Here is a 21,534-nt window from a genome sequence, read left to right on the forward strand (position 1 = left end):
ACGAATAATGCCCTTTGCCGCGCTCGAAAAGAGGCCTTTATTCTGCCGCCTCGCGCAGGGCAGGATCGTAACGCCAGGTGGGCACCTCCCCGCGATCGCGCAGCCGGGCGCTTTCTTCGTACATATAATCGCGGGTCATCGGGATCGCCCCGCGATCCTTCACATACTGAACCTGCCAGTTGACCATATTGCCGTGCCGGAAACTCTGCTCGGCCCCAGCGAGATAGAACAGCCACATGCGATAGAACGTCTCGTCGTACATCTCGACGATCTCTTCCTTGTGCATGACCGTGCGGGCGTACCATTCTTCCAGTGTGTGCGAATAGTGGAAGCGCATCGCCTCGACATCGGCGACTTCCCAGCCTGCCTTCTCGCTTTCGGTCACCAGTTCGCTCAACGCCGGGATATATCCGCCGGGGAAAATGTATTTGCGCGTCCAGGCGTCGGTGAACCCCGGAGGCCCCGCACGGCCGCAACAATGGCTAAACATGACGCCATCAGGCTTGAGCAGCTTGTGCGTGTGCTGGAAGAATTGCGGATAGTGGATCGTGCCGACGTGTTCGAGCAGGCCGACGCTGGTGATCCGGTCGAACTGCCCTTCGACATCGCGATAGTCCGTCAGGGCGAACTTGACCTTGTCGTCCACCCCTTCGGCCTTCGCGCGTTCCTGACAGAAGGCGATCTGGTCGGGCGCGAGGGCGATGCCGAGCACTTCCACGCCGTACATCTTGTGCAGATAGAGCGCGAGACCGCCCCATCCGCAGCCGATATCGAGCACGCGCATCCCTTCGCACTTGCCCTGTTCCAGATGGAGCTTGGCGGCGATGTGCGCCTTCTTGTCCATCTGCGCCTGTTCCAGGGTGTTCGACGGATCGCGGTAATAGGCCATGGTGTACTGACGATCTTCGTCAAGGAAGCGTTCGTACAGTTGCCGCGTCAGGTTGTAGGTGTGTTCGGCATTGGCGCGCGCTTTCCCGCGAAGATTGATCCCGTCCAGCTTAGCAATCGCCTTCTGCGCGGCCTTGCGCAGGACACCCTGCGACTGGATCGCCCGGTCGCCGATGGATTTGGAGTTTTCCGTAACGAACAGCACCAGGTCGCGGATGTCGTGCGGCGGCTCCACCACCAGCCAGCCCCACATATAGGCCTCACCCGCACCGAGCTGCGGATAGCGGGCGATATGGCCGGCGGCGCGCTTGTCCGTCAGGGTGATGTGGATCGGGCCGCGGGCGTCCGCGCTTTCAGCGGGCGATCCGTAGCTGTACTGTTTGCCGTCGTGGTCGGTCACGACCAGTTGGCCGCATTTGATTACCTTGGTCAGGAATTTGTCGAGCAACCACATTGCGGCCGTATCTCCCCTAGTTTCCGTTCTGGCTTCGCCCGCGGGACGGGGCCCTGTCAACGATGGAGGGAGATTTGCCGATCTGCGCCGGTGATAACGCGCCGGTTGGCAGGGCCGGGCTTTTGCGCCACGTCCTCAGACCCCGGCGTACCATTGATAGCCGCGATCTTCCCAATATCCGCCTTCGCCCCGGCCGATGTCCTCCAGACTGGCGACGGCTTCGATCGTGGTAAGATACTTGGCGTGCTTGTATCCCAGTTGCCGTTCTATCCGCACGCGCAGCGGCGCGCCGTTGCGTTCCGGCAGGGGTTCGCCATTCAGACGATGGGCGATGATCGTCTGCGGGTGATAGGCATCGATCAGATCGACGCTTTCGTAATAAGGCGCGCCGCGCAACCGGTCGGCACAGCGAAAGACGATGTATTTCGCCTCCGGCAAAAGCTCCGCACCTTCCAGAATGGTGCCGAGCTGCGGCCCGGTCCATTCGCCGATTGCGCTCCATCCTTCGACGCAATCGTGCCGGGTGACCTGGGTCCGCTGCGGCAGGCGGCGGATGTTGTCCATGCTCAGCGACAGCGGATGGCGGACGAGCCCGCGCACTTCGAGCCGCCAGTCGGCAAATCCTTGCGCCAGGGCCATGCGATAGGCGTCGCTGTCCACCGTAAGCGAGCCGTTCCCCCGGAAGCTCGGAGAAATCGCGGAGCGATCGTATTCGGGGGCCAGCGCGGTGCGGGCGGCGAACAGCCGTTGGGCCTTGCGATGCCAGTCCTCGGCCGCGGCAAGGGCCTTCGCGCCAGGTGTGCTATCGGCAATCCTGGAGCAGCCGGCGGTGATGGCGGCGCCCATTCCGATCAGAACGTTCCGCCGCCTCACTCCCGGCCCCCGGTGATCATGTTGCGGATCTGCCGGAAGGGGCCGGACAGAAGGACGAGGGCGACGTGGATCGCGAAGAAGGCAAACAGCGCCCAGGCGGCGAGGAAATGGATCGAGCGTACCGACTGCCTGCCGCCCATGCCTTCGATCAGCCACGACAAATGGGGTTCCCAGCCAGGGCTGATCCCCATGCCGGTCGCGATCATCAACGGCAGCAGAACGCCGAGTACGAGACCGTAGGCGAGTTTCTGCAGGAAATTGTACTTACCCCGGCCGTGATGAAAATCGAGGCGCAGATGGGCGGCGACTTCGGCCCGGATCGAGCGCCAGCGCCATTCGCTGCGAGAGGTGGCGATATCGCGCCGGAAATGCCGGTTGGCGAGCATTGCGATCCACATGAACAGCAGGCCCAGTGCGAACGGCCAGGCCATCAGGATGTGCCAGTCGCGCGCGGCCCCGAGGCTATAGTGTCCCGGTATCGTCATCCATCCGGGGAAGCGCGGCACGCTGAGCCAGGCGTCACGCGGATCGAAGCCCCAGTCGCCCCAGTAAAGGTGCGGGTGGGCATTGGAGATATTGAGGCCGGACATGAACAGCACGACCACGCAGACGAGGTTGAGCCAGTGCCATAGCCGGGTCGAGAAGGCGTGCCGTTTCACCCGGCCGTGCCTTCGCGGGCGAGGTAGATCACGTCGCGCGGTTGCGAGAGCAGATGCTGGCCGCTGTCGACGTAGAGTGTCTCACCGTTCGCCAGCCAGCCCCGCGCCAGCCACAGACAGGCCTGGGCAATCTCGTCCGCCCCTGTCTTGCGCCGCAAGAGGTTGAGGCGGTGCGACAGGTCGGTTTCGGCCTCGCTCTGGTCGTGGCTGGGCAGGATGGCGCCCGGTGCCAGGGCATAGACCCGGTCTTCCGCCCGGGCTGCCCCCATCGCCAGCATCGGCACGGTGGCCGCGGCGGCGTGTTTGCTCATGGTATAGCTGAAGAAATCGGGGTTGGGGTTGGCCAGCTTCTGGTCGGTGATCTGGATCACCCGCCGCCCCTCTGCCGCCTGTGCCTGAGAGAGAAATGCCTGGGCCATGCGCGCGGGGGCGAGGGCGTTGATCGCCATTGCGTCCGACCAGGTGGACGGATCGAGCGCACGCACGTCGTCCGGCCGAAATACCGACGCGGAATTGATCAGGACGCGCCAGTCCGGAAGCCGGCCGGCGAGATCGCCGATCAGCCGGGTTGCCGCCTCGCTGTCGGAAAGATCGCACTGCACCGTCTCGGCCGAGGGGAGGGCGGCGGCCAGCGCATCCGCTGCGGCGGTGGAGCGGTGGAAATGCACCACGACATGCCAGCCTGCCGCACCGAAATGCCGCGCGATCTCGGCCCCGATGCGCCTGGCAGCGCCGGTGATCAGGACAGCAGGCCGGTGATGATGGAGTTCGCTCATCGCCCTCACTCAAGCACAGCGAGGTCGGCGGTCAAAGCAAAAGACGCGCCGTTCGGGTAAACGGCGCGTCTTCGGAAGGTCGTATGGCGGGCCGAAGCCCGTCAACTCAGCGGCATTTGAGCGTTCCGCGGTCGATTTCGCGACCGATGACCGCACCCACGGCACCGCCCAGAATTGCGCCCAGTGTACGGTCCCCGCCGTTCCCGGCGATTTCGTGGCCGGCAAGGGCGCCCACGCCGGCCCCGATGACGAGCCCGGTCGTGCCATTGTCACGCTTGCAATAATAGCGCCCGTCGCGCCCGCGCCACATACGCGAATCGCGCGTGATCCGGCGCGGTTCGTGATAGCGACCGCGATCATCGTAGCGCGAATCCTTGTACCGCTTGCCATGCGCGGGTGCCCACGGCGGCGGATCGGCCATTGCCGGGGTTGCGGTGACCGCCATCGAAGCGGCAGCGATTGCGAACAGTGTCTTCTTCATCTTTCGACTCCCTAACTGGGCTTGCAGAGCCATTACGGCCCAGTTCGTTCATCGATCCCCAACCTCAGATGAACAAATCGGCGGCCGAGGAGGATGCCGGTCAAAACGATGCGAGCGTGCGGTGGGCCGTTACAATGGCGTCAGAGCTGCGCGATCCGCTCCCTGGCATCCGCAATCGCCTGATCGCGCACCTCCGCACCGAAGCCGGTCTTCTCCGCGCGGATGAACGTCACGTCCGGCAGGCCGATGAAGCCGAAGAAATCGCGCAGCAGCGTTTCCTGATGTTCCGCCGGGCCGCCCATCTCGTAGGCCCCGCCGCGCGCCGAAGCCACGATCACCCGCCGACCGCCGGCGAGCCCCTGCGGCGCGCCATCCTTGTACGTGAAAGTGACGCCGGGGACACCAAGCCGGTCGATCCACGCCTTCAACTGGCTGGGGATGGAGAAATTGTACATCGGCGCCCCCACGATCACGATGTCGGAGGCGAGAAATTCCTCCAGCACCGCGCGTTCCTCGGGAAAAACTGCCGCCATTGCGGCATCGTGCGTTTCGGGCGGCTGACGGATTGCGCCGGTGCGCGCCACGTCGATATGCGGCAGCGGGTCGGCGACGAGATCGCGCTCAATCACAGTCGTTTCGGGATGGGCCGCCCTGAAATGATCGACTGTGGCCTGGGTCAGAACGCGGCTGACCGAGTTTTCGCCGGTCGATGCGCTGTCGATACGAAGGATTTGCATAGCTCTTTGATTCCCTGGTTACGAATGATAACTAGGGCGCATATGGATACTATCACTACATCCGCGCAAGAAGGCACATTGCCGTTCGCAGGGCACACCGATGTGACCGTGACCGATCATGTCGCCGGTCGCTGTCAGGCGGTGAACGACATTCTGGCCCGGGTGGGGGACAAGTGGTCGATGCAGGTGGTGATGGTCCTTGCGGATGGCCCGGTGCGGTTCAATCAGTTGCGCCGCGCGATCGACGGTATTTCGCAGCGGATGCTCACCCGCACCCTGCGCGCGCTGGAGCGGGACGGCCTGGTATCGCGCGCGGTCACCCCCAGCGTGCCGCCGCGGGTGGATTATTCGCTGACCGAACTGGGGCGTTCTTTGCGCGAACCGGTTCTGGCGCTCGGCAGTTGGGCGATGGCCAATCGCGAGACGATCGACGCAGCGCGCACGGAATTCGACCGGCGCGCGATCTGATTGCGGATCAGCCCTCGCCGGCAGGCACCCGGCGTACCGTCAGGATCTTGACCGGCGGGCTGAGCATCTGGCCTTTCATCCATCCTTCGCCCTTGTCGGGGTCGGTCGGCGCGGCGTGGATTGCCTCCACCACAGCCATCCCTTCCACCACTTGTCCGAACGCGGCATAGCCGGCGCGCAGTTCGGGATCATCGGACGCCGGGTCCGCATCCATACCCGGCTGTTCCTGCAACATGATCGAGAAATCGCCAGTCGCCGTTCCGGGCGCATTGCGGGCCATCGACAGCGTGCCGCGCATATGGGTCACGCCGGTTTCGCTGGTCGGTTCGTGGGCGATTGGCGGCAGAACGCGGTCGGGATCGTGTTGGGTTCCGGCCTGGACCAACCCATTGGGCTGTTCCCCCCACTCGAGCGACATCGCGCGGTAGAAGGCAATCCCGTCGAAACGCCCTTCATCGACATAGCGGAGGAAGTTCGCAGCGGTCAGTGGTGCGCGCTCTGTTTCGATCTGCGCGGTAATGGCGCCCAATTCGGTTTCGATCACGACCAGCGCGGTCTGGTGGGTTTGGGCCGGCTCCGGCGGTGGAGCGGTCGTCGGATCCGGCTGCGCGCTTGCTGCGGTGACGAGTGCGAACGGCGCTGCGAGAAGGGCGAATCGTTTGAACATCTCGCCATCCTAGCGCCCCCGGGCTTTCCGGCACAGGTCGCGATCCGCAGTCAGCGACGCTGGCGGCTGCGTAGCATCGCCTGGTCGAGCTGATCGACGTGCGTGACACCCATCAGCCTCATCCCACGCTCGATCTCGTCGCGCAGCAGGGTCAGCGCGTGTTCGACCCCCTGCTGCCCGGCGGCGGCGAGCGCATAAAGATAGAGCCGCCCGCCCGACGCGGCGCTGGCGCCGCTGGCCAGCGCCTTGAGGACATGCGTTCCCCGGCGCACGCCCCCATCGCAGATGATTTCGATCTCGCCGCCGACCGCGTCGACGATTTCGGCAAGCTGGTCGAACGGGGCGCGGCTGCCGTCGAGCTGGCGACCGCCGTGGTTGGACACCATTATCGCATCGGCCCCGATCTCGACCGCCCTTCGCGCGTCGGCGGCGCTCATCACGCCTTTCAGGCAAAACGTGCCGCCCCAGTCCTGGCGAATGCGCGCGGCGGTGTCCCAATCCATCGCTGTGTCGAGCATTGTGTTGAAATACTCGGCGATACTTACCGCCCTGCCTGTGCCTTCGCTGACATGGGTGTCGAGGTTGGGCAGGCGGAACTTCTCGCGCAACAGATAATCGAGAGTCCAGCGCGGCCGCGTGGCGTAAGACCAGATGGCTGACGGTGTGAAGCGGGGCGGCGTGGTAAAGCCGCTTCGCTGGCAGCGTTCGCGCTTGCCCGAAACGATCGTATCCACCGTCAGCGTCAGCGCATCGAACCCCGCAGCCTTGCAGCGATCGATCATCGAGGTGTTGAGGCCGGCATCCTTGTGGACGTAGAGCTGGAACATCTTGGGCGTGGAAACGAGCGCTGCAATTTCCTCGATGCTCACAGTCGCGAGGCTCGAAATGCCGAACCACAGGCCGAACCGTTCGGCGGCACGGGCCACTGCGCGTTCCCCTTGCCAATGGAAAACCCGCTGCAGCGCGGTCGGGCTCAGGATCAGGGGCAGGGCGCTATGCCGCCCCATGATGGTGCAGCCGGTGTCGATCTGCGCGACCCCGGCGAGAACGTTCGGCACCAGGTCGACATCGTCGAAGGCGGCGGTGTTGCGCGCCTTGGTCGCCTCGTCGTCGGCAGCGCCGTCGATATAATCGAACACCGGCCAGGGCAGGCGCTGGCGCGCGAGCTGGCGCAGATCCTCGAAATTGTGGCAGCCCGACAGACGCATAATCCGGCTCTACCAGCGACATCGCGCGCCGCCAATCGGTTCATCCACGCTTAATGTTTACAAACGTAATCGTCATGCCTACAGATGTAGGCGAGGGAGGGTTCGATGGCTAAACCCGATGATGACAGGCCCGATCGCATCAGCGAGGCCGAGCATGCGGTGATGGAAGTGTTGTGGGACAAGAGCCCGCTCACTGCAGCGGAAGTCTGCGCCGCCGTTTGCGAACAGCGCGGGTGGAGCCTGCCAACGGTGAAGACGCTGCTGTCGCGGCTCGTGTCGAAGCAGGCGGTCGCCACCCGGCCCGATGGCCGCCGCTTTCTCTATTCCCCCCTGCTCGAACGATCCGATTACCTTGGCGATGAATCGCGGCGACTGGTCGAACGGCTATTTGGCGGCCGCGCAGCCCCGCTCTTTGCCCATCTGGCGCAGGAAGAGGCGCTGACCGATGACGATCTTGCCGAGATCGAAGCCCTGTTGAAGGAGCTGCGGCAATGAGCTGGCTGATCGAAACGCTCGCCTGGACGGCAGGGCTGATCGCGCTGGTCCTGGTGCTGCGGCGACCGGTCTCCCGCTACTTTGGCGCCAAGGCGGCTTATGGCCTGTGGCTGCTGCCCTTCGCGCGGCTCCTGCTGCCGCCAATCGTTCTGCCCGCCTGGCTGGCGCCGTCGCCGGCCGAACTGCCGGGCGATGTCCTGCCGGCCGGCCAGTTGGCTCATCTGGCGTTCGATCCCTCTCTCCTGCCGGACGGGAGCGGCCCGGTGCAGGCGGTATCGCCGAACATCCCCTGGGCGGCGGTCCTGCTTGCACTGTGGCTGGTCGGGGCCGCCGGGTTCCTATGGTTGCGATTTTCCGCCTATCATCGTGCGCGCCGTATCCTGCTGGCAGACGCGGTGCCGGTGGGGGAGGCTGGCCGCGTTCGCCTGATCGAAACCGGCGAGACGGGGGCACCGATCGCGTTCGGCGTGCTGGACAAAGTCGTCGCGCTTCCGCCCGGCTTCATGGCCCGGCGCGACCGCGATGCGCGTGACCTGGCACTGGCGCATGAGCTGGCGCACCATCGCGGGCAGGATCTGCTGGCGAACTTCGCTGCCCAGTTCCTGTTTGCGCTGCACTGGTTCAATCCGCTCGCCTACCTCGGCTGGCAGGCCATGCGCCGCGATCAGGAGGCGGCCTGCGATGCCCGCGTGATCGAAACACGCGACCGGTCGGCGCGGGCGGAATATGGGCGCGTGATTGCCAGCTTCGCCGCCGGGCCGCGCGTGGCACTCGCTGCCCCGATGACCTGCCCGGTACTGGGCGACAAATCCATAATTCACCGGCTGAGGAGCCTGACCATGAACGACATTACTCCGCGCCGCCGCATGGCCGGTCGCGCCATTCTTGCCGCCGGTCTGCTGGCCCTGCCGCTGACCGCGACCATTTCCTATGCCGAGAGCATGGATGTGGAAGTTCCGCTGCCGCCCGCACCGCCAGCGGCGCCCGAACCTCCTGCCCCTCCGGCAGCGCCGCTCGCACCCGACGCTCCCCCCGCGCCGCCAGCACCCGCCGCGCCGCAATCGGGCGAGGCTGAACGCCATGTCACGGTAGAACGGATCATAACGAACGATGGCGATGATCGCCGGATCCATGTGCACAGGGTCGAGCTGGATGCGGCCCGCAAGAAAGCGGACAAAGCACGCCTGAAGGCGGAGAAAGCGCGCCAGAAGGCAGAGATGCGCCGCGACATGTCGAACCTGTCGGCGGCCGATCAGGCGGAGTTTGCGGCCGATATGGCGCGGCTCGAGGCCGAACTTCGCCAGCTCGACGGTCTTGACGAACGCGTCGAGCGGGAAGTCCGTGTGGCGATGGCGAGCGCGCCGAAAGTGATCGAAGGATGTCGCGGCGAAGAGATCGTCCACGAGAGCCGCGAGGGTGGCCGCGAGGTTATCCGTATCTGCACCGCCCGCATCGGTGCGGAGGCGCGCGCCGGACTGCACCAGGCACGGGCTGAGATCGCTAGCGACCGCGCGCTTTCGGCAGAAATCCGTGCGCAGGCCCTGCGGTCGATCGACGAAGCTATTGCACGAGCGCCCTCACACGATTGACCGTGCCGGCGATCGTTGCCTGAGCGGGACACCGGCGGCTGCTAGTCGCCGGTGTCCTGAACCACTGCTTCGGATATGAAGGTAACCTCGCCGGGCGTTCCGCTGGCCACGGGCGGCGATCCCTGCGGCGCGACGAGCGAGGGGGGGCGATCCTCGTCGTCCCATGCGACGCCATCGTCCTTGTCGACGCGGACTTTGGCGAAGGCGGGCCGCGCCGGGTAGGAACAGCCCATCTGCTGACCCAGTCCTTTTAGATAGCCGCGCCGGATCGCGCCGGCCATGATCGCAGCCTGAAATTGCCGCTGATGATCGGCGGCGCCTGTAATTTCGCGCACGATGCTGCGGAACGGGATGAACGAACCGATCGCGCTTTTGGCAATGCGCCCGACCGAAATCGGACCGCCGTCATTATCCGATACGTCGAGATCCGGGCCGAGCACCGCGTCGAGTTCGGCGATGGCGCCGCCGATTTCTCCGCAATTGTCGAGCCCTTCGCTGGCGTAAGGTGCCTCCGCCGCGACGACCAGCTCCGCAGGGATCGGGTCTTTCGCGAGATTGAGGTCGGTCAGCGGTGTCTTCGCGACATCCTCCACATCGGGCTCGGCACTCATCGCCCCTTGCGCCCGTGCCGCCAGGGGAGGGGCCATCAGCGCTGCCGCCAGTGCGAAGGTGGCGCTAACGTGTCTGGAAATAGGCATCGCACACCGCGTCATTGGCGCTTTCCATGCCGCTCCGCAGCGCGTCCATACGCTGCGCGCTCGATCCGTGCGTGAAGCTTTCCGGGTTGGCGCGCTGGCCCGCCCGCTGCTGGAGCGTGTCGTCGCCGATGGCGCTCGCCGCGCGGAGGCCCTCTTCCATGTCGCCGGGCTCGATCAGATTGCGGTTCTTGCCCGCCCAGACGCCGGCATAGCAGTCGGCCTGCAGTTCCATGCGAACCTGCAACTGGTTTGCGCTGCCCGGATTCTGCGACTGGGCGCTGCGCACTTGTCCGGCCAACCCGGTCAGGTTCTGGATATGATGACCATATTCGTGCGCCATGACGTAATAACGCGTGAAATCGCCGCCGGCTCCCAACTGCCGGGCGAGCGTATCGTAGAAGCTGGTGTCGATGTAGATTCCCTGATCCGCCGGGCAATAGAACGGGCCGCTCCCGCTGGAGGCCGCACCGCAGCCCGATCGCGTGCCGCCTTGATAGAATTCCAACAGTGGGTCCTGGAACGCGATGCCGGCGCGCGCAAATTCGGGTTGCCATGTCTGGTTGAGCGAATCGAGCGCATTGCAGGCTTCGAGCGAATAGGCGTTCTGTTCGCAGATCTCTGTCGTAGAAACGCCCGTTTGCTGCTGTTGGCCACTCGGCGCCGACTGCTGCGCATTGTCGAGCGTGCCCAGCATCTGCCCCGGATCGACTCCGAACACCAGCGCGGCGATGACGACGACAACCAGCGATCCGCAACCCACTTTGCCCCCGCCGCCGCCGGGAAACCCTCTGCCCGTGCCGCCTTGCCGGACGCGGATGTTATTCGGGTTGAACCGTTTGAGCCGCATCATTTCCTCCCTGCCGGCGTCTGTGCGACGATATCCTCTGGACAGAGGGCATTGTGGTCGCGAAAGCGGTTATGCAGCGCGACGCAGTTGAAATCCACGGAGTTTTGACATGTTCCTTACCGGCAAGCGGGCCCTGGTCACCGGATCGACATCGGGCATCGGCCTCGCCATCGCGCGTGCTCTGGCGGCAGAGGGCGCGCAGATCGTCCTCAACGGGTTCGGCGATGACGACGCGATCGCCGCGCTGTGCGACGAACTGGGGGCCGAGCATGTCGGCGCGGATCTGACCACCGCCGAAGGGTGCGATGCGCTGATGGACGCGGCCGGCGCGGTCGATATTCTCGTCAACAATGCGGGGATGCAGCACGTCGCGCCTGTCGAGGATTTTCCGGTCGCCCGCTGGGATGCGATCATTGCGCTGAATCTGTCGGCGGTGTTCCACACCGTTCGCCACGCTGTGCCCCACATGAAGGCGCAGGGGTGGGGGCGGATCATAAACACCGCCAGCGCCCATTCGAAATCCGCATCCCCATTCAAGGGAGCCTACAACGCGGCCAAGCACGGGCTGGACGGGTTTACCAAGACCGTTGCCCTCGAACTGGCGCAAAGCGGGGTTACGGCCAATTGCATCAGCCCTGGCTACGTCTGGACGCCGCTGGTCGAAAACCAGATTCCCGATACGATGAAGGCGCGGGGTCTGACGCGCGATCAGGTGATCAACGACGTATTGCTCGCCAAACAGCCGACCAAGCGTTTTGTTCAGCCTGAGGAACTTGGCGCGCTGGCAGTCTTTCTATGTCGCAAGGAAGCGGGCAATGTCACGGGCGCTAACTGGAGCGTCGACGGCGGCTGGACCGCCGAATAGGAGGATCGATGTCGGCGGGGGTACAGGCGGCGCGCCGGACGTTCGCGGTTTTATGCGTGCTCGTGGCCGCAAGCTGCGCCCCCACGCGCATCGCCCCCACGTCTGCCGATGCCCTTAACGCGATAGAGAGCGAGCTGGCCGCCGATATCGCCGTGCTGGCGGGCGACGATTTCGAAGGGCGCAGGCCGGGAACGCCGGGCGAGGCGAAGACGCTGCGCTATCTGGCGCAGGCATGGCAGGCCGCGGGCCTGGAATCGGGCACCAACGATCCGGCCCATCCCTGGTTCGCGCCGGTCGCGCTGCAGCTGAATACGCCTGACCGGTCGGTCGCGCATTTCTATCGCGGGCGGCGCGAAATTGCGGTGCCGGATGGCTCGGTGCTGCTCTATACGTCCGGCCGCCGTTCACTGCTGGAGCGCAGCCCCGTCGTGTTCGTGGGCAGGGCTGGAGAAGACCTCGATCAGTCGGAACTGGTCGGCCGGATTGCAGTGATGCTGTGGGATCATCCGCGCAAGATCGAACAGCACGAGGCGCTGTTGGATAAAGGCGCGGCGGCTGTGCTGGCAGTGGTGTCCGACGAAGCCGAATTGCGCGAGCTGATCGACCGCCGTGGCAAGGGGTCCTACCGCCTGCTTCACGACGAAGGCGGGGCTCGGCTGGACGGGCTGATGTCGCCTGCTGCTGCACAGGCTCTGCTGGGGCCAGACGGTTTTACGTCGCTTTCCGCAGCGGCAGCCACGGCTGGCTTCCGGCCGCAGCCGACCGATCTGGAGGCGCGGCTGGAGGCGACTTCGCTGCAGGCGGAAGTGCGTACCCACAACCTGATCGCCCGCTTTCCGGGCACGCGCCCGGATGCCGGGGCCGTCCTGCTGATGGCCCATTGGGACCATTTCGGCCACTGCGCCGAAGGCGACCGGCCTGCCGCGATCTGCAACGGGGCAGTCGACAACGCCAGCGGCCTTGCTCTTTTGGGTGCCGTCGCGCGGCGCCTGGCGGGGCAGCAGGGGCAGCTCGACAGGGATGTCTATTTCATCGCCACGACTGCCGAGGAATGGGGGCTTCTGGGTGCGCGGGCGTTCGCTCGCGATCCTGCCTTGCCGCTGGACACCATCGTCGCCGCCTTCAACGTCGATACGGTGGCGATCGCCCCGCGCGGCGGCCCGGTCGCGATAGTCGGCCATGCGATGACCGCGCTAGACGACGATGTCGGGCGCATCATTGCTTCCACCGGACGCGAGGAAGGGGACCACGAATACGCCAACCGATACGTTCGGCGGCAGGACGGCTGGACCCTGCTTCAGCACGATGTCCCCACGCTATCCGTTTCGGCCGCTTTTGCCGATCGGCGGGCATTGGAAGCGTTCATGCGCGAACGCTACCACCGCGCGGGCGATGTGGCCGACGATCAGGTCGAGCTGGGCGGCGCGGCAGAGGATGTCCTGCTGCACCTGGCACTGGTGCGCCATTTCGCCAGTATCGAAAGCTATCCCGGCCCGGAGCAGTAAGCGCGCGCGATTAATTGATCCGTACCCCTAGCAGGTTCCCTGTCATGCGGTTACATGGGCCGCCACGATTCTCCCGGCGAAAGATTTTTACGTGGCTTCCATCGATATTCCCCTCGGTCTTACGTTCGACGACGTGCTCTTGCGGCCGGCTGAAAGCGACATCCTGCCTTCGATGGCGGATACGCGCACCCAGTTGACGCGCCAGATCGCGCTGAACATTCCGGTCCTTTCGGCCGCGATGGACACGGTGACGGAAGCCGACATGGCGATCGTCATGGCCCAGCTCGGCGGTATCGGCGTGCTTCACCGAAATCTGACCGTCGAACAGCAATGCACTGCGGTGCGGGCGGTCAAGCGGTTCGAAAGTGGCATGGTGGTCAACCCCATCACCATTTCGCCCGAGGCGACGCTGGGCGATGCACAGGCGCTGATGCAGCAGCACCGGATCAGCGGCATTCCCGTGACCGACCGGGGCGGCAAGCTGGTCGGCATTCTGACCAACCGCGACGTGCGTTTTGCCGAGAATCTGGTTCAGCCGGTGCGCGAACTGATGACCACCGACAATCTCGCCACCGTGCCGCTGGGCACCGGGCAGGAAGAGGCGCGCCGTCTGCTGCACCAGCGGCGGATCGAAAAGCTGCTGGTCGTCGATGACGATTATCGCTGCATCGGGCTGATCACGGTCAAGGATATCGAAAAGGCGGTCAATTATCCGCACGCGACCAAGGATGCCGCCGGCCGGTTGCGGGTCGCAGCCGCTTCGACCGTAGGCGAAAAGGGGCTGGAACGGACGCAGGCGCTGGTCGACGCGGAAGTGGATGTCGTCATCATCGATACCGCTCACGGTCACAACAAGGATGTGGCGCGGGCGGTCGAGAATGCGAAGAAGCTGTCCAATTCGGTTCAGATCGTCGCCGGCAACGTCGCCACTGCGGAAGCGACACGCGCGCTGATCGACGCTGGTGCCGATGCAATCAAGGTCGGGATTGGGCCGGGCTCCATCTGCACAACGCGGATCGTCGCGGGCGTCGGTGTGCCACAGCTCACCGCGATCATGGACTGCGCGGAAGAAGCCGCCAAGTCCGGCGTTCCGGTCATTGCCGATGGCGGCCTGCGGACCAGCGGCGATGCGGCCAAGGCGCTGGCCGCTGGCGCATCGGCGGTCATGGTCGGTTCCATGCTCGCCGGAACGGCGGAAAGCCCGGGCGAAACGTTCCTGTATCAGGGCCGCAGCTACAAGGCCTATCGCGGAATGGGCAGCGTCGGTGCGATGTCGCGCGGCAGTGCCGACCGCTATTTCCAGCAGGACGTTTCGGCCATGAAGCTGGTGCCCGAAGGGATCGAAGGACAGGTTCCGTTCAAGGGCCCGGCAGCCGACGTGGTCCACCAGCTTGTCGGCGGGGTGAAGGCCGCGATGGGTTATACCGGCAGCGCCACGATCGACGATTTGCGCACGCGCGCCCGCTTCGTTCGCATCACCAATGCCGGATTGAGCGAGAGCCACGTTCACGACGTGGCCATTACGCGAGAGGCGCCGAACTATCCGACACGCTGAGGGGACAGAGAATGGATGAAATCATCCCCTACATGCTGATCGTCCTGATGTGGCACCCGGACCATTCTGGAGAATTCGTCATTGATCGGCGACCGGTTCTCTATGAAACCGAAGATGCCTGCGAAGAGGCAGGCAACGACTACGTCGACAGCCGTGCCGAATATGCATTCGAATTTGGCGGTGCGCGTTTCGCTTTCGAATGCCTGCCTGTCCCGGCTCGCAGCGAATATACCGAGCTGTTCAAGGAATGGGATCGACGTCTGGAAGAACGGGCGGAGTCCCGGTGACGCCTGCCGCGCGGGTCCAGACTTCGATCGAATTGCTCGACCGGATTATCGCAGCGGCGCAATCGAACGGCGCGCCCGCCGACCGCATCCTTGCCGAATGGTTCCGCAATAGCCGTTTTGCCGGATCGAAGGACCGGCGTGCGATCCGCGAACTCGTCTATGCTGCGATTCGCGCTTGCGGCCCGATCCCGGTGTCGGGGCGCGCGGCGATGCTGCGGCTGGCGCAAACCGATGGCACGATCGGCCCGTTACTCGATGGTTCCAATTACGGCCCCGCGCCGCTCGCGGAGGATGAGGCCGTGGCGGAAGGCGGCATCGCGCCTGCGTGGCTTGTGGAGCGGCTTGAGGCGTCCGGCATTGCTGCGGAAGAGGGGCAGGCGCTGCTGGCGCGCGCGCCGCTGGATCTGCGGGTCAACACGCTCAAGGCCGAGCGGGCGACGCTGAAGCTGCCCGAACCCGCCGAACCCACACCTGCGCCGCACGCACTGCGGGTGGCAACGGGAACGCTGGTCGAACAATGGCCCGAATTTCGCGACGGCGCGATCGAGGTGCAGGATACCGGTTCGCAGATTGCATGCCTCGCGGTCGATGCAAGACCGGGTGAAACGGTTATCGACCTGTGCGCAGGCGGGGGCGGCAAGACGCTCGCGCTGGCTGCAGCGATGGATAATCAGGGCCGGTTGATCGCTTCGGACACCGACCGCGGCCGATTGTCGCGGCTCGCCCCGCGTGCCGAACGCGCGGGCGCGACACTGATCGAGAGCGTGCTGCTCGATCCCCAGCGGGAGCTGGAGGCACTGGGCGATTTCGTCGGGCAGGCCGATGCGGTGCTGATCGATGCGCCCTGTTCGGGCACTGGCACCTGGCGGCGCAATCCCGAAGCGCGCTGGCGGCTCGATCCGGCACAGCTCGACCGATTTGCGCAGGTTCAGGATCGCCTGCTCGACCTGGCCGCACAGCTCGTGCGACCGGGAGGCCGGTTGATCTACGTCACCTGTTCGCTGCTCGATCTGGAAGGGGCCGATCGCATCGCGCGTTTCCTCGCCAATCATGGCGATTGGCGCGGCGAAAACCTTTCCCTTCCGCTCGGTAAGCAGCGGGGGGGCGGAACGCGTCTGACCCCCGGCCGGGACAATACCGACGGATTTTTCGTCGCCTGCGCCAGATTGGCGTGTTAACCTGAGAGTTATGGCAGACGATCTATCTGCAATTTTCTCGTCCTTTCAGGAGTCGATCATGCGTTTTGCCCCCGCCGCCGCCGCCCTGTCGCTATTTGTCGCGATCACCGCGAGCGTAGGGCAAGGGGCTGAGCGCGAGGCCGATCCGCGTGCGGTCGCACTGATGGCCGAAGGGCGGGCCGCGCTGGAGGCGGAGGAACCGCAGCGCGCGATCGACGCCTTCGAAGCGGCCCTGGCCGTGGACCCGGGCTATACCGCCACATATCTGGAACTGGCCCGCGCGGCTCGGGCCGAAGAATTGCAGGGCAAGGCGATCCATTACTACCGCGAGGCGCTGGTTCGCGATCCGGGCAATCTCGCTGCAATCACCGGCGAGGGGGAAGCGCTGGTGGAAAAGGGCGCAGTCGAGAAAGCGAAAGCCAATCTGGCCAAGCTCAAGAGCATGTGCGGCGAAAGCTGCGCCGAAGCGCAACGGCTCGCGTCCGCGATCGAACGCGGACCGCGTACACCGGTCCTGACGGCGGAAGCGGTCATGCCCGAAGCGCAGGTGACCCAGGCCAACTGACCCCGTCGCTCCCCCTCATCGGGGAGCAAGCGGTTCACACCAGCTCGCGAAACGCCTCCAGAACAGTGCGATAGATGCGCTTCTTGAACGGCACGATCAGTTCGGGGAGCTGATCCGGGTCGACCCATTTCCAGTCGCAGAATTCGGGCGGATCGTGGGCTTCCAGGTCGATATCGGCATCGGTGCCGGAAAAGCGCGCCAGGAACCACACCTGTTCCTGCCCGCGATAACGGCCGCCCCAGAGCTTGCCCATCAGCTCCTCCGGAAGGTCGTAGCGGAGCGGTTCGTCGATCTGCTTCAGCAGCGTCACATGGTCGGGCCGAACGCCGGTCTCCTCCCCCAATTCGCGCAGGGCAGCCTCGCGCAAATCCTCCCCCTCGTCGACGCCGCCCTGGGGCATCTGCCACCAGTCGCCTTCCTTGTTGTCGATTCTCCGGCCCACGAAGGCACGGCCTTCGGCGTTGACCAGCATGACGCCCACGCAGGGGCGATAACCCAGTTCCGTCATGCGCACGCCTTGCCTCAGCTTGTTCGTCGAGTCAGCATCAGTTTGATTGCCGCGACGAAAGATTCCAGATCATCCTGACCGCTCGGGATCGCCTTTCGCAATGTGGTGAAGCCGTGAATGTTCCCGGCGAATTCGAGATAGGTGACATCGATCCCGAGCCCGATCAGGTGCGCGGCATAGTTGCGACCCGAATCGCGGAGCGGGTCCAGCCCGGCAGTGCAGAGCACCGTGGGCGGGGTGCCGGAACAATCGCCGATCATCGGCATGTTGCGCTTGTCTGCAGGGTCGGCGGCATACTGCGCCGTGAACCATGCCATCGCCGCCCCGGTCAGCAGGAAGCCATCGGAAAAGTCGAAGAAGCTGCTGTATTGCGACGGGTCGTCGGCCACCGGATAAATCGGGGCCTGCACGATGACCGGAACGTCGGCCGGATTGGCGCCGAGCTGATTGGTGGTGACGATGGTCAGATTGCCGCCTGCGCTGTCACCCGTGATGACCAGCCCGGTAAACTCGCGCCCCAGCTCCGCCGGGCTGCTCGCAATCCAGCGCGCCGCGGCCTCGCAATCGTCCGGCGCCGCGGGGAAAGGATGTTCGGGCGCCAGGCGATAATCGACCGACACCACCGGCAGATCGAGCAGGTGGCAGATTTCGGTGCAGAGCGCGTGGTACACCCCGAGATCGCCAATCACGAAGCCGCCGCCGTGGATGAACATGACGCAAGGGCCGGGTTCGCGCGATTCGCGCGTATCGTAGAAGCGCAGCGGAATGTCTCCACCCGGGCCGGGACAGGCAAGATCCCGCACGACCGGCAGATCGCGTGGCTCGGCTTCGGCCAGCATGCCCAGGGTGCGCATCCCTTCGCGCCCTTCCTCGACCGGCAATTCCTCGACCCCTGGCCGGCCCAGTTGTTCCAGCATATCCAGAAATGCGCGCACGTCGCCGCGCACGTAGTGATCGGCCCTGGCCATAATCCCCTCCCGTAAATCGGTTGCTTTTCGCAATCCTAGCGCGCGAACTGTGCTTTTCCACTCGACTTTTTGCTCCCCGGGGAGAAAAACTTCATTGCGGGAGAGTGGGTGGGTGCATAGGTGCCGGCCCCGAGATGATTGCATTGCCAGTGTGCGATGCGCGAAAAGGAATTCCGATGGCTAGTCAGGCCGCCGCCACGCCGCATGAAGCGGATTCCCCCGACGCCGTAGTCGTGCGCTTCGCCGGCGATTCCGGTGACGGCATGCAATTGACGGGCGGGCAGTTCACGCTGTCGACCGCGCTTGCGGGCAACGATCTTGCGACATTCCCCGACTTTCCCGCCGAAATCCGCGCGCCGCAGGGCACGTTGTTCGGCGTGTCGGCGTTCCAGATCAATTTCGGCAGCCGCCAGATCAACACTGCGGGCGATGCCCCCGATGTGCTGGTGGCGATGAATCCGGCTGCGCTGAAAGTGAACCTGGCGGCGCTGAAGCCCGGCGGATTGATCATCGCCGACACCGGAGAGTTCACGAAGCGCAATCTCGACAAGGCGAAATACGACACCAACCCGCTGGAAGATGGCAGCCTTGCGAAATTCGACCTTCTGGCGTTCGACATCAGCGAGTTGACGATCGAGGCGGTCAAGCCGTTCGGGTTGGGCAAGAAGGATGCTCTGCGCAGCAAGAACATGTGGACGCTGGGCCTGGCGCTGTGGATGTTCGACCGTCCGCGCGCGCCGCTGCACGACTGGCTGAAACAGAAATTCCGCAGCAAGCCCGATATCGCCAATGCGAACATCGCGGCGCTCGATGCCGGGCACGCCTATGGCGAGACGGCCGAGCTTTCCGGCCCGCTGAAGCAGGTCCATATCGATCCGGTGCCGAGCGAGCCGGGCCTCTATCGCACGATTACCGGGGCCGAGGCGGTTTCGCTGGGCCTCGTCGCGGGCGCGCAGCTGGCCGAATTGCCGATGTTCTTCGGCGGCTATCCGATCACGCCGGCCAGCGCGATCCTGCACCATCTGGCGCGGCTCAAGGAATTCGACGTCACGACTTTCCAGGCGGAAGACGAGATTGCGGCGATCTGCGCGGCGATCGGCGCCAGCTATGCCGGTAGCCTGGGCGTCACCTCGTCCAGCGGCCCGGGCATCGCGCTGAAGGGCGAGGCGATGGGCCTTGCGATCATGACCGAGCTGCCGCTGGTGATCGTCAATTCGCAGCGCGGCGGCCCCTCGACCGGCCTGCCGACCAAGACCGAGCAGAGCGACCTCTACCAGGCCGTCTATGGCCGCAATGGCGATGCACCGATGCCGGTCATCGCCGCGCGCAGCCCGGGCGACGCGTTCGACTGCGCGATCGAGGCCTGCCGCATTGCGGTGGAGCACATGACCCCGGTCATGCTGCTGACCGATGGCTATATCGCGAATGCCGCCGAACCGTGGAAAGTGCCCGACCCGGCGAGTTACGAGAAGTTCCCCGTCAGCTTCCTGACGGAAAAGAACGCGGGGGACGATCTTCTCCCCTACAAACGCGACGGGAAGGGCGCGCGGCCGTGGATCAAGCCGGGAACCCCCGGGCTGATGCACCGCATCGGCGGGATCGAGAAGGCGGTGGATACCGGCCACATCGATTATTCGCCCGACAATCACCAGCAGATGACCGATGCGCGCAAGGACAAGATCCTTGGCGTCTCGGTGCCCGATCAGGATGTCTGCCTCGGCAACGAGAGTGGGCGCCTGGCAGTGGTCGGCTGGGGATCGACTTTCGGCCCGATCCACCAGGCAGTCGGCCGTGCGCGGCGCAAGGGGCAGGACGTCAGCCACATCCATGTCCGCCATATCTGGCCGTTGCCGGCCAATCTGGGCGATCTGCTGCGCGGTTTCGATAAAGTCCTGGTGCCTGAAATGAACACGGGCCAGTTCAAGACCGTGCTGCGCGACCAGTTCCTGATCGACGCGCAGCCGCTGACCAAGACCAGCGGCCAGCCGTTCCAGATCGCCGAGCTGGAAGAGGCGATCGGTAAATACTTCGATGGCATCCCCGGCAACGAGGGCGGCGAAGTGGAACCCAATGACGAGCAGCTTCCCAACCCTGTGGGAGTCGAGAAATGAACGACATGACCCCCGTGCAGACCACGCTCAAGGACTGGGAAACTGACCAGGAGGTCCGCTGGTGCCCGGGCTGCGGCGACTACGCGATCCTCAAGGCGGTGCAGCGCACGCTGCCGCAGATCGGGGCCGATCCGGCGAACACCGTGTTCATCAGCGGCATCGGCTGTTCCAGCCGTTTCCCCTATTACATGGAAAGCTACGGCTTCCACACGATCCACGGCCGCGCGCCGGCCGTGGCGACCGGGGTGAAGCTGGCCAATCCCGATCTCGACATCTGGCTGGTGACCGGCGACGGCGATGGCCTGTCGATCGGCGGCAACCATTTGATGCACGTGCTGCGGCGCAACGTGAACATGCAGATCATGCTGTTCAATAACGAGATCTACGGTCTGACCAAAGGCCAGTACTCGCCGACCAGCCGCGAGGGGACCAAGTCGCCCTCGACCCCGCTCGGCAGCTACGACCACCCGGCGCGCCCGGCGGCCTTTGCGCTCGGTTCGGGCGCGCGCTTCGTCGCGCGCGGGTTCGACGTTTCGAAGAAGCTGCCCGAAGTGCTCAAGGCCGCCCATGCCCACCAGGGCGCGGCCTTCATCGAAATCTTCCAGAACTGCATCGTCTACAACAAGGACGTGTTCGACGATTTCGCCGCGCCCAAGGGGGCGGAGGCGCAGCAGCTCTGGCTCGAACATGGCGAGCCGATGCTGTTCGCCGGTGGCACCAGGGGCATCACGCTCGACCGCGACAGACTGCGCCTCGAAGTGGTCGATGTCGTCGATGGCGATTGGGAAGCGGCCGGGGTGATCGTGCACGATGCGGCCAATCGCTCGATCGCGCACATGCTGGTGGAAATGCCGTTCGGGCCGTTCCCGATGGCGCTGGGCGTGCTCTACGACGATCCGCGGCCGACCTTCGAAACCGCGGTTGTCGAAGAACGCGCCAAGGCCAGCGAGGGCAAGGAACCCGATCTCGCCCGACTGCTGGGCAAGGGGCAGACCTGGACCGTCAGCGGCACCGCGCAGGATCCGGCCTGAATTATCGTTTTCCTACTCGTTCTCGGGGCGATAGACTCGGGCGGATGAGTGTCTTCAGCCGCATCTGTCCCGGAGTTCGTCACACGAGTTGTGGGGCGAATTTTCTATCGCCTGGACAGTG

General features: G+C 64.9%; 23 protein-coding genes. 11 read left to right on the forward strand and 12 right to left on the reverse strand.

Features of this window, described 5'->3' with window-relative positions:
• Positions 1-37: 37 nt before the first annotated feature.
• The 6 genes from AM2010_RS02785 to AM2010_RS02810 all read right to left on the reverse strand — a co-directional run bounded on the left by AM2010_RS02785 (position 38) and on the right by AM2010_RS02810 (position 4,868).
• A complete protein-coding gene (locus AM2010_RS02785; RefSeq protein ID WP_047805780.1) occupies positions 38-1,342 on the reverse strand; it encodes an SAM-dependent methyltransferase in 1,305 nt (434 codons plus the stop codon).
• 135 nt (positions 1,343-1,477) lie between these two features.
• The gene (locus tag AM2010_RS02790; RefSeq protein ID WP_047807639.1) at positions 1,478-2,188 is read right to left on the reverse strand and encodes a molybdopterin-dependent oxidoreductase; all 711 of its coding nucleotides are present in this window, start codon (positions 2,186-2,188) and stop codon (positions 1,478-1,480) included.
• A gap of 23 nt (positions 2,189-2,211) precedes the next feature.
• Positions 2,212-2,874, reverse strand: a complete 663-nt coding sequence (locus AM2010_RS02795) for a cytochrome b/b6 domain-containing protein (RefSeq protein WP_047805781.1) — start codon at positions 2,872-2,874, stop codon at positions 2,212-2,214.
• A complete protein-coding gene (locus AM2010_RS02800; RefSeq protein ID WP_047805782.1) occupies positions 2,871-3,650 on the reverse strand; it encodes an SDR family oxidoreductase in 780 nt (259 codons plus the stop codon). The genes AM2010_RS02795 and AM2010_RS02800 overlap by 4 nt, the downstream gene beginning before the upstream one ends.
• A gap of 106 nt (positions 3,651-3,756) precedes the next feature.
• Complete coding sequence (locus tag AM2010_RS02805; protein WP_047805783.1) at positions 3,757-4,131, reverse strand: glycine zipper 2TM domain-containing protein; 375 nt, start codon at positions 4,129-4,131, stop codon at positions 3,757-3,759.
• Positions 4,132-4,271: 140 nt separating this feature from the next.
• Positions 4,272-4,868, reverse strand: a complete 597-nt coding sequence (locus AM2010_RS02810; protein ID WP_047805784.1) for an FMN-dependent NADH-azoreductase — start codon at positions 4,866-4,868, stop codon at positions 4,272-4,274.
• Between the two features lie 42 nt (positions 4,869-4,910).
• Between AM2010_RS02810 and AM2010_RS02815 the strand changes: the two genes are divergently transcribed.
• Positions 4,911-5,336, forward strand: a complete 426-nt coding sequence (locus tag AM2010_RS02815) for a winged helix-turn-helix transcriptional regulator (RefSeq protein ID WP_082132781.1) — start codon at positions 4,911-4,913, stop codon at positions 5,334-5,336.
• 7 nt (positions 5,337-5,343) lie between these two features.
• Here AM2010_RS02815 and AM2010_RS02820 read toward each other — a convergent pair whose 3' ends face one another.
• Both AM2010_RS02820 and AM2010_RS02825 read right to left on the reverse strand, forming a co-directional pair.
• Positions 5,344-6,003: a peptidylprolyl isomerase gene (locus tag AM2010_RS02820; protein ID WP_047805785.1), complete on the reverse strand. Its 660-nt coding sequence runs from the start codon at positions 6,001-6,003 to the stop codon at positions 5,344-5,346.
• A gap of 50 nt (positions 6,004-6,053) precedes the next feature.
• Positions 6,054-7,211: an alpha-hydroxy acid oxidase gene (locus AM2010_RS02825; protein ID WP_047805786.1), complete on the reverse strand. Its 1,158-nt coding sequence runs from the start codon at positions 7,209-7,211 to the stop codon at positions 6,054-6,056.
• Between the two features lie 105 nt (positions 7,212-7,316).
• On the opposite strand from AM2010_RS02825, the gene AM2010_RS02830 reads away from it, so the two are divergent.
• Both AM2010_RS02830 and AM2010_RS02835 read left to right on the forward strand, forming a co-directional pair.
• Entirely contained in the window at positions 7,317-7,706 is a 390-nt protein-coding gene (locus AM2010_RS02830; protein ID WP_047805787.1) for a BlaI/MecI/CopY family transcriptional regulator, read from the forward strand.
• Positions 7,703-9,295, forward strand: coding sequence for a M56 family metallopeptidase (locus AM2010_RS02835; protein ID WP_047805788.1), 1,593 nt, complete (start codon positions 7,703-7,705; stop codon positions 9,293-9,295). Before AM2010_RS02830 ends, AM2010_RS02835 begins: the two co-directional genes overlap by 4 nt.
• Positions 9,296-9,336: 41 nt before the next feature.
• Here AM2010_RS02835 and AM2010_RS02840 read toward each other — a convergent pair whose 3' ends face one another.
• Both AM2010_RS02840 and ypfJ read right to left on the reverse strand, forming a co-directional pair.
• On the reverse strand, positions 9,337-9,993 hold the full coding sequence (locus tag AM2010_RS02840; protein WP_201784028.1) for a hypothetical protein: 657 nt from the start codon (positions 9,991-9,993) through the stop codon (positions 9,337-9,339).
• Positions 9,971-10,840 (reverse strand): KPN_02809 family neutral zinc metallopeptidase, encoded by an 870-nt coding sequence (ypfJ, locus tag AM2010_RS02845; RefSeq protein ID WP_047807642.1) that lies wholly within the window; start codon positions 10,838-10,840, stop codon positions 9,971-9,973. Before ypfJ ends, AM2010_RS02840 begins: the two co-directional genes overlap by 23 nt.
• 109 nt (positions 10,841-10,949) lie before the next feature.
• On the opposite strand from ypfJ, the gene AM2010_RS02850 reads away from it, so the two are divergent.
• From AM2010_RS02850 to AM2010_RS02875, 6 genes are all read left to right on the forward strand, one after another.
• Positions 10,950-11,705, forward strand: a complete 756-nt coding sequence (locus AM2010_RS02850; protein ID WP_047805789.1) for a 3-hydroxybutyrate dehydrogenase — start codon at positions 10,950-10,952, stop codon at positions 11,703-11,705.
• A gap of 8 nt (positions 11,706-11,713) precedes the next feature.
• Positions 11,714-13,210 (forward strand): M28 family metallopeptidase, encoded by a 1,497-nt coding sequence (locus tag AM2010_RS02855; protein ID WP_053043883.1) that lies wholly within the window; start codon positions 11,714-11,716, stop codon positions 13,208-13,210.
• 100 nt (positions 13,211-13,310) lie between these two features.
• A complete protein-coding gene (gene guaB, locus AM2010_RS02860) occupies positions 13,311-14,765 on the forward strand; it encodes an IMP dehydrogenase (protein WP_047807644.1) in 1,455 nt (484 codons plus the stop codon).
• Positions 14,766-14,776: 11 nt separating this feature from the next.
• On the forward strand, positions 14,777-15,052 hold the full coding sequence (locus tag AM2010_RS02865) for a hypothetical protein (protein ID WP_047805790.1): 276 nt from the start codon (positions 14,777-14,779) through the stop codon (positions 15,050-15,052).
• Positions 15,049-16,230: an RsmB/NOP family class I SAM-dependent RNA methyltransferase gene (locus AM2010_RS02870; RefSeq protein WP_047805791.1), complete on the forward strand. Its 1,182-nt coding sequence runs from the start codon at positions 15,049-15,051 to the stop codon at positions 16,228-16,230. Before AM2010_RS02865 ends, AM2010_RS02870 begins: the two co-directional genes overlap by 4 nt.
• A gap of 58 nt (positions 16,231-16,288) precedes the next feature.
• A complete protein-coding gene (locus AM2010_RS02875; RefSeq protein ID WP_236699392.1) occupies positions 16,289-16,795 on the forward strand; it encodes a hypothetical protein in 507 nt (168 codons plus the stop codon).
• Between the two features lie 34 nt (positions 16,796-16,829).
• On the opposite strand, the gene AM2010_RS02880 is transcribed toward AM2010_RS02875, so the two are convergent.
• Entirely contained in the window at positions 16,830-17,303 is a 474-nt protein-coding gene (locus AM2010_RS02880) for an RNA pyrophosphohydrolase (RefSeq protein WP_047805793.1), read from the reverse strand.
• 14 nt (positions 17,304-17,317) lie between these two features.
• Positions 17,318-18,271: an alpha/beta hydrolase gene (locus AM2010_RS02885; protein WP_047805794.1), complete on the reverse strand. Its 954-nt coding sequence runs from the start codon at positions 18,269-18,271 to the stop codon at positions 17,318-17,320.
• Positions 18,272-18,447: 176 nt separating this feature from the next.
• Between AM2010_RS02885 and AM2010_RS02890 the strand changes: the two genes are divergently transcribed.
• Both AM2010_RS02890 and AM2010_RS02895 read left to right on the forward strand, forming a co-directional pair.
• A complete protein-coding gene (locus AM2010_RS02890; protein WP_047805795.1) occupies positions 18,448-20,382 on the forward strand; it encodes a 2-oxoacid:acceptor oxidoreductase subunit alpha in 1,935 nt (644 codons plus the stop codon).
• The gene (locus AM2010_RS02895; RefSeq protein ID WP_047805796.1) at positions 20,379-21,413 is read left to right on the forward strand and encodes a 2-oxoacid:ferredoxin oxidoreductase subunit beta; all 1,035 of its coding nucleotides are present in this window, start codon (positions 20,379-20,381) and stop codon (positions 21,411-21,413) included. The genes AM2010_RS02890 and AM2010_RS02895 overlap by 4 nt, the downstream gene beginning before the upstream one ends.
• Positions 21,414-21,534: the final 121 nt, after the last annotated feature.

Source organism: Pelagerythrobacter marensis, assembly GCF_001028625.1.
In the GTDB taxonomy this organism is placed as follows: domain Bacteria; phylum Pseudomonadota; class Alphaproteobacteria; order Sphingomonadales; family Sphingomonadaceae; genus Pelagerythrobacter; species Pelagerythrobacter marensis.

Bases quoted from the DNA above. Each gene is read 5' to 3' on its own strand.
- AM2010_RS02785 (WP_047805780.1), bottom strand. From the start codon at position 1,342: ATGTGGTTGCTCGACAAATTCCTGACCAAGGTAATCAAATGCGGCCAA.
- AM2010_RS02790 (WP_047807639.1), bottom strand. From the start codon at position 2,188: ATGGGCGCCGCCATCACCGCCGGCTGCTCCAGGATTGCCGATAGCACA.
- AM2010_RS02800 (WP_047805782.1), bottom strand. From the start codon at position 3,650: ATGAGCGAACTCCATCATCACCGGCCTGCTGTCCTGATCACCGGCGCT.
- AM2010_RS02805 (WP_047805783.1), bottom strand. From the start codon at position 4,131: ATGAAGAAGACACTGTTCGCAATCGCTGCCGCTTCGATGGCGGTCACC.
- AM2010_RS02810 (WP_047805784.1), bottom strand. From the start codon at position 4,868: ATGCAAATCCTTCGTATCGACAGCGCATCGACCGGCGAAAACTCGGTC.
- AM2010_RS02815 (WP_082132781.1), top strand. From the start codon at position 4,911: ATGGATACTATCACTACATCCGCGCAAGAAGGCACATTGCCGTTCGCA.
- AM2010_RS02820 (WP_047805785.1), bottom strand. From the start codon at position 6,003: ATGTTCAAACGATTCGCCCTTCTCGCAGCGCCGTTCGCACTCGTCACC.
- AM2010_RS02825 (WP_047805786.1), bottom strand. From the start codon at position 7,211: ATGCGTCTGTCGGGCTGCCACAATTTCGAGGATCTGCGCCAGCTCGCG.
- AM2010_RS02830 (WP_047805787.1), top strand. From the start codon at position 7,317: ATGGCTAAACCCGATGATGACAGGCCCGATCGCATCAGCGAGGCCGAG.
- AM2010_RS02835 (WP_047805788.1), top strand. From the start codon at position 7,703: ATGAGCTGGCTGATCGAAACGCTCGCCTGGACGGCAGGGCTGATCGCG.
- AM2010_RS02840 (WP_201784028.1), bottom strand. From the start codon at position 9,993: ATGCCTATTTCCAGACACGTTAGCGCCACCTTCGCACTGGCGGCAGCG.
- ypfJ (WP_047807642.1), bottom strand. From the start codon at position 10,840: ATGCGGCTCAAACGGTTCAACCCGAATAACATCCGCGTCCGGCAAGGC.
- AM2010_RS02850 (WP_047805789.1), top strand. From the start codon at position 10,950: ATGTTCCTTACCGGCAAGCGGGCCCTGGTCACCGGATCGACATCGGGC.
- AM2010_RS02855 (WP_053043883.1), top strand. From the start codon at position 11,714: ATGTCGGCGGGGGTACAGGCGGCGCGCCGGACGTTCGCGGTTTTATGC.
- AM2010_RS02865 (WP_047805790.1), top strand. From the start codon at position 14,777: ATGGATGAAATCATCCCCTACATGCTGATCGTCCTGATGTGGCACCCG.
- AM2010_RS02875 (WP_236699392.1), top strand. From the start codon at position 16,289: ATGCGTTTTGCCCCCGCCGCCGCCGCCCTGTCGCTATTTGTCGCGATC.
- AM2010_RS02880 (WP_047805793.1), bottom strand. From the start codon at position 17,303: ATGACGGAACTGGGTTATCGCCCCTGCGTGGGCGTCATGCTGGTCAAC.
- AM2010_RS02885 (WP_047805794.1), bottom strand. From the start codon at position 18,271: ATGGCCAGGGCCGATCACTACGTGCGCGGCGACGTGCGCGCATTTCTG.
- AM2010_RS02890 (WP_047805795.1), top strand. From the start codon at position 18,448: ATGGCTAGTCAGGCCGCCGCCACGCCGCATGAAGCGGATTCCCCCGAC.
- AM2010_RS02895 (WP_047805796.1), top strand. From the start codon at position 20,379: ATGAACGACATGACCCCCGTGCAGACCACGCTCAAGGACTGGGAAACT.